The organism is Natronospirillum sp. (genome assembly GCF_022565775.1).
Taxonomy (GTDB): Bacteria; Pseudomonadota; Gammaproteobacteria; order Pseudomonadales; family Natronospirillaceae; genus Natronospirillum.
Genome location: NZ_JAIUMC010000134.1, coordinates 1 through 6,234, shown reverse-complemented (window position 1 = coordinate 6,234; position 6,234 = coordinate 1). Strand labels below are relative to the sequence as shown.

The 6,234-nt window shown below is 59.2% G+C and carries 7 protein-coding genes and 2 tRNA genes; 3 read left to right on the top strand and 6 right to left on the bottom strand.

The window, feature by feature from the left end:
- The 3 genes from LAT62_RS15620 to LAT62_RS15610 form a co-directional block, all read left to right on the top strand.
- Positions 1–747, top strand: a 747-nt coding sequence (locus tag LAT62_RS15620; RefSeq protein WP_293386031.1) for a dihydroxy-acid dehydratase, incomplete at its 5' end; no start/stop codon positions are given.
- Positions 740–1,093, top strand: a complete 354-nt coding sequence (locus tag LAT62_RS15615) for a hypothetical protein (RefSeq protein WP_293386029.1) — start codon at positions 740–742, stop codon at positions 1,091–1,093. The genes LAT62_RS15620 and LAT62_RS15615, both read left to right, overlap by 8 nt.
- Before the next feature lie 22 nt (positions 1,094–1,115).
- Positions 1,116–2,522, top strand: a complete 1,407-nt coding sequence (locus LAT62_RS15610; protein ID WP_293386027.1) for a DUF945 family protein — start codon at positions 1,116–1,118, stop codon at positions 2,520–2,522.
- A gap of 51 nt (positions 2,523–2,573) precedes the next feature.
- Here LAT62_RS15610 and LAT62_RS15605 read toward each other — a convergent pair whose 3' ends face one another.
- The 6 genes from LAT62_RS15605 to LAT62_RS15580 all read right to left on the bottom strand — a co-directional run.
- A complete protein-coding gene (locus tag LAT62_RS15605; protein WP_293386033.1) occupies positions 2,574–3,185 on the bottom strand; it encodes a methyl-accepting chemotaxis protein in 612 nt (203 codons plus the stop codon).
- Between the two features lie 63 nt (positions 3,186–3,248).
- A complete protein-coding gene (locus LAT62_RS15600) occupies positions 3,249–4,154 on the bottom strand; it encodes a PAS domain-containing methyl-accepting chemotaxis protein (protein WP_293386025.1) in 906 nt (301 codons plus the stop codon).
- 269 nt (positions 4,155–4,423) lie between these two features.
- Positions 4,424–4,510, bottom strand: a tRNA-Leu gene (locus LAT62_RS15595).
- 32 nt (positions 4,511–4,542) lie between these two features.
- Positions 4,543–4,616, bottom strand: a tRNA-Cys gene (locus LAT62_RS15590).
- 97 nt (positions 4,617–4,713) lie between these two features.
- Positions 4,714–5,256 carry a CDP-diacylglycerol--glycerol-3-phosphate 3-phosphatidyltransferase gene (gene pgsA / locus LAT62_RS15585; RefSeq protein ID WP_293386023.1) on the bottom strand — a complete coding sequence of 181 codons (543 nt, stop codon included), beginning with the start codon at positions 5,254–5,256 and terminating at the stop codon, positions 4,714–4,716.
- A gap of 146 nt (positions 5,257–5,402) precedes the next feature.
- On the bottom strand, positions 5,403–6,234 hold an 832-nt coding region (locus LAT62_RS15580; protein ID WP_293386021.1), incomplete at its 5' end, for a helix-hairpin-helix domain-containing protein.

Genomic DNA, 6,234 nt, shown 5'->3' with positions numbered 1-6,234 from the left:
GGCCACTACATGATGTCGGAGCTGGTCGCGATCGGTGGTATCCAGCCCCTGATGAAGATGCTGCTTGAGGCAGGTCTACTGCACGGCGACTGCATGACGGTCACCGGCAAGACCATGGCCGAGAACCTGGCCAGCGTCGAGCCCTACCCGGACGGCCAGAGCATCATTCATGCCCTGAACCAGCCGATCAAGAAAGACAGCCACCTGCGTATTCTCTACGGCAATCTGGCACCAACGGGTGCGGTGGCCAAGATTACCGGCAAGGAAGGTACCCACTTCTCGGGCTCTGCCCGTGTCTTTCACTCGGAAGAAGAAGCTCAGGCACGCATCATTGATGGCACAGTCGTAGCCGGCGATGTGGTGGTTATTCGCTATGAAGGACCACGCGGGGGGCCGGGCATGCGCGAAATGTTGAGCCCCACCTCGGCCATCATGGGGCGCGGCCTCGGCGACTCGGTGGCGCTGATAACCGATGGTCGCTTCTCCGGCGGCAGTCACGGCTTTGTCGTGGGTCATGTGACGCCCGAAGCATACGAAGGCGGGCCCATTGGTCTGATCGACAACGGCGACACCATCACAATTGATGCCGAATCCAACGAAATGCGGCTGGAAATAGACGACGCCGAGATGGAACGCCGGCGCAAGGCCTGGCAGCGCCCCGAGCCGCGCTATCGGCGTGGCGTGCTGGCCAAATATGCCCGCACGGTGAGTTCGGCGTCGGAGGGTGCGGTTACCGATCGTGACTGATCCCCTTGCCGACGATCGTGATCCGCGCATGACGTTTGCCAGTATACTGCTGGGCTTCACATTCGGCCTGCTGTTTCTGGCGGGCGGCGTGCTGGTGTTGCTTGCCGGGCAATGGATTGGTGCCGTCCTGCTGGCCATCGCCCTGCTGTTGCTACCGCCGGTCAGATACCTGGTCTGGCGCCTGACAGGCAAGCGCCTCAGTGCGGTAAAGAGGGCCTTCAGCATTGCTCTGCTGTTGGCCCTGTTCGTGATTCTGCTGGAATTTTTTGCTGAAACCGTTGCGCCCCAGGTCACCGAGCAGACGCCTCTGCCCGAGCTGATGCAGCCTCAGTCGCGCGAGGAATAGTGGATCATTGGAGGTCCCTGATATGAAGCGTTTGCTGTTGATACTCGCATTGATCGTGCTGGTTCTGCTGGCCGGATACAGCGGCGCTCGCCTGTATACCGGACAGATGCTCGAAACCGAAGTCGAGCAACTGGCCGGGGAACTGGCACTGATCGAAGACATCGACCTGCAGGGGCTGCGCTATGAGCCGGGCCTGTACCACGGGAATCTGGTTTACGATGTGCGTGTGCGGCTGCCGGCTGGCCATCCGTTGCTGGATCTGGCCCGCCTGTCCGCCCCTGACCGGGTGCCACAATGGTTGACCCTGCAAGGCACAGCGCGCATCAGCCAGGGGCCGCACTTTACACCCGACGGTGTGGTGCTGGCCTGGGCAGAACAATCCTGGAACGGTCTGCACCTGCGCGCCGGCCTGAAGCCCAGCGGCACCATCCTGGGTTCGCTGCAGGGTGATGCGGTTCAGGGCACCTTTGAAGACCCGTTAGCGGGCACGCTTCAGGTTGATCTCAGCGCCTGGGACGGTGATTTTCAATGGCGGCCGGAAGCCCAGCAGCTGACCCTGGCGGCGCAAATCAGGCAACTGGTGGTCGGCGAAGCCGACTTTCAGGGAGAGCTGCACAATGCCACCACCGAATTCGATTTCAGTTTTGACAGCCCTGACCAATGGCACTCTCGCTCCCGGCTGACAGCCGATCGCCTGGAGTTGTCTTCGGATGTGAGTGGCACCCGCTTGCAAGACGCCATCATTATCACGGAGTTCAACCGCTCCGGCGATCGCATCGACAACCGGTTGGAAGTCACGCTTGGCGAAAGCCTGGTGGAACAAATTGACTGGTATTCCGGCGAGCTGCGTCTGGCCTTGTCCGACCTGGACGCTGATGCCTGGATGGCATTGCTGGAGGAGCTGGCCACGGGTTCCGCCGATCGCCAGTTCACTCCGGAGCGCCAGGACCGCCTGTTGCGCATCTCGGACGAACTACTGGCCGCCGGCCCAACCGTGAACATCGAACGACTGGCCTTTCGCCTCTATGAAGACAGCAACGCCTATGACCTGGCCGGGGCTATGCATCTGCAATTGCCCAGTGGCACCGGCAGCACCCTGATCGACCCTGTTGACCTGCTGGAAAACGCCGAGATCAGACTCAGTCTGCTGGCCTCACTAGGGGCCATCCGACGCATCAGCGAATGGCGTGCCGAAGCCGACGCCCGTGCTCTGGCAGAAGAACAGAATATCATACGCACGGAAGAACAGATCCAGCGTGCTGCCGCCACCATGTACCGCACCACTCTGTTGTCCCTGCGCTTCATGCCGTTGGTCACGGTAGAAGGCGGCAAAGCTGAAACCCACCTTGAAATGCGTCAGGGCGAAGTCTATCGCAACGGTGAACGGGTCATGCCGGTAACGCAGGTACTGCGGCTGTTTGGTTTCTAGCAGTGCTCGCAACAACGAGGGTCACTGCCCCGGCGCGGTGAACGATCAGCGTCAATGCTTGAAGCGCACCACCAGTTCACTCAGGTCGTGGGCCACCGCAGTCAGGTTTTCGACCTGCTCGGCCGACTCGTCGGACTTGCTGCGGCTGGCGCTCGCCTTCTCCGAGATTCGCATGATCTGCCTGTTGATGTCCTCCGACACATGAGCCTGCTCCTCCACTGCGGTCGCCATTTGGTCTGCCATGTCAGAAATGGTCTGCACAGAAGACATGATGCCCTGGAGAGTCTCCTCAGTCTTGATGACCAGTTGCACGCCCTCTTCCGCCGAATGCTGCCCCTGCTTCGCGACCGCCACAGAGGATTCCGCCTGCCGGGTCAGAGCTTCGATGATCTTGTGGATTTCCTGAGTGGAAGACTGCGTTCTCTGGGCCAGATTGCGTACTTCATCAGCCACTACGGCAAAGCCCCGGCCCTGCTCCCCGGCGCGCGCTGCCTCAATGGCCGCGTTGAGCGCCAGCAAATTGGTCTGCTCGGCAATCTGTTCGATAATACCCGCTGCTGAGGTGATGCTGACCGTCTGGTCTGCCAGTGCCTGCACCGAATCACTGATCTGGTGGACCTGCTCACTCAGAGCCTGTATGCCCTCGCGACTGCGATGCGCAATGGCGACACCATTGGTCGCCAGGTCTTTTGACTCTTCAGCCTTGGATGCCGTCTGCTGGACGTTTTACGCAACATCATTGATGGTGGCCGACATTTCTTCCATGGCGGTGGCCACCTGTTCGGTTTCACTCTGCTGAGAGGCTATGACGTCGTTGGTATCATCGGCCAGTGTCTTGACCGTCCGTGTACTGTCCGCCATATGCCGTGCCGACTCGTCTATGCGCGTCAACACCGCATCCAGATGCGCCCTGGTGCTCATCAGAGCCACTTTAAGTCGACCTTCCGGTCCGCCCCGGTCCGTGTAGGTCAGCGCCGCCAGTTCGTGACTGAACGCACTCGGCAAGAGCGCCTGCAGTTGTGCATGTTGCTGGCGCTGGCGCCAGGTCAGTGCCAGCGCGCTGCCCAGAGCCGTCGCACCCAGCAACAATGCAGACAACGCCAACATGCCGGACAGTGCTATTACGCCACCCAGCAGCAAAGCGACCAGCGTTGCCCAGTGTTCCGGAAGAATGGTCCAGGCGCTGTCCTTTATTGTGGGCTGTTCAGCCTGCTTTTTGCCGTTGTATTTGGCATAGCGGGTATAAAGCTTTTCCGCGCGACGCACAGCGTCTTTTGACGGGCATGACCGCACCGACTCATAGCCCACAATCTTGCCGTTTTCTGTCACTGGCGTGATATAGGCATCGACCCAGTAGTAGCCGCCATCCTTGCACCGGTTCTTGACCAGCCCCATCCAGGGTTTGCCCGCCTTCAGGTGCTCCCACATCACCTGATAAGCCAACTGGGGCATATCCGGGTGGCGCACGACATTGTGCGGTTGTCCTATGAGTTCTTCTCGTGTGAACCCGCTGATCGCTACAAAGTGGTCATTGCAGTGGACTATTCGGCCTTCCAGATCTGTCGAGGACACCAATCGCGTGTCCGGACTGAATGTCCGCTCCTGGTCGGTCACAGGCAGATTGTTGCGCATATACTCCAGCCTCGTTATTTTTGCGATTGTTTTGAGGAAGCACGCACTTGCATCCCCAATACTAGTCCTTGTATCGGAAAATATTTTTTTAATTGAAGACTGCTGGAAATAGATTATCGGGACAAATCGAGCCAAGATTACTGCTATTCAACGAGTCAATCGATCAGTTGGAGCAAATGCTCTTGAATCGCACTAAAGTCGGTCGGCTTGAAGCAGAAAGGAGAGTCGAGAGGCTAGAAGGGGTTCGAGGATTAACGTGACAGTGGTAATGGTGCCCGAGGCCGGACTTGAACCGGCACGGCCCGAAGGCCGAGGGATTTTAAGTCCCTTGCGTCTACCAATTTCGCCACTCGGGCCGGGCCTGGGAAACGTCCGCCGGAAAGAAAAATGGAGGCTGGAGTCGGAATCGAACCGGCGTACACGGAGTTGCAGTCCGCTGCATAACCACTCTGCCATCCAGCCTCGCCTGTCAGCGAGCCCCGCATTGTAAGGCAATTCCCGATGCTGTCAACCAGACGGTTGGGTTTTTCCTTTAATTTTAGGTACTTACAGCAGGATGTCAGGACCGAAGTGTGGGCCAGGCAGCACGCAGATAGACAAACATGGACCACAAGGTCAGCACGGCTGCGCCCTGCAGCATGGCCAGCCCGATGGTACCCAGCCACTCTCCGGGTGGAGAAGCCAGCAATACCGTGATCGCCACCATCTGCACCGCGGTCTTCAACTTACCAATGATCGACACAGCAACACTGGCCCGTTCGCCCAACTCGGCCATCCACTCACGCAGGGCCGAGATGACAATTTCGCGCCCCACTATGACGATGGCGGGCAGGGTCAGCCACAGAGAGGCATAGGACTCCACCAGCACCACCAATGCGGCAGCCACAATCAGCTTGTCGGCCACCGGATCGAGAAAGGCACCAAACGGCGTGGACTGGTCGAGCTTGCGCGCCAGATACCCATCCAGCCAATCGGTAATGGCGGCCAACAAAAAGACAGTCGCCGCCGCCATGTAGGCCCAGTCAACCGGCAGGTAATAGACGCCCACACAAACCGGAATCATGAAAATGCGGAAACTGGTCAGAATGTTTGGAATATTCATACCCTGAAGGCACCTGTTCTGTCATATTTTACGGGCGACATCGGGCGTCCCAACGCCGAGTTTTGCTCTGCCCGATTTTGTGGCGAGAGTATACCTGACTCAAGGCTAATTGCACTGTCTGCCAGCGTCCAGATCTGCTCGGCCAGTCAGCCATGCAAATGGTCATAAATCGCCTGCGCCAGCTTGCGGCTGATGCCCTCGACCCGACTGATTTCGGCGACACTGGCGCTCTTGACCGCCAGACCACTGCCGAAGTGCCGAATCAGCGCCTTGCGTCGGCTGTTGCCGACACCGGGAATGTCATCCAGCAGTGAGCGTTTGCGCTTCTTGTCTCTCTGGGCCCGGTGGCCGGCCACGGCAAAACGGTGCGACTCATCGCGTATATGCTGCAACAGATGCAACGCCGGTGAATGCTTTTCCAGTGCGACTTCGTGCTGCGCATCATCCAGATACAGGGTTTCCAGGCCTGGTTTGCGAGTAACACCTTTGGCGATGCCCAGCAGACGGCTGTGACTGATACCCAGTTCCTGCATCACTTCGCGCGCCACCCCCAACTGCCCCTTGCCGCCGTCGATCACGATCAGGTCAGGGAGCGGAGTCTCTTCCTTGAGCAGGCGGCTGTAACGGCGGGTCAGCGCCTGGCGCATGGCCGCATAATCATCGCCAGCCTGAATATCTTCTATACTGAAGCGCCGATATTGACGCCGCGCCGGCCCCTGCCGATCGAACACCACGCAACTGGCCACAGTGGCTTCACCATGGCTGTGCGAAATATCGAAACACTCCATGCGCTGCACTGGCTCGCCCAGTTGCAGTCGGCTTTCCAGTTCGAGGAAGCGTTTTTCAACACTGTCCTTGCGCGCGATGTGCATGGCCAGCTGCTCGGTGGCATTGGTCAGCGCCAGGTCCCGCCACTGGGCCCGGTCGGAACGCACCTGGCCCTTGATCTGTACCCGCCTGCCGGCGGCGCTGCTCATG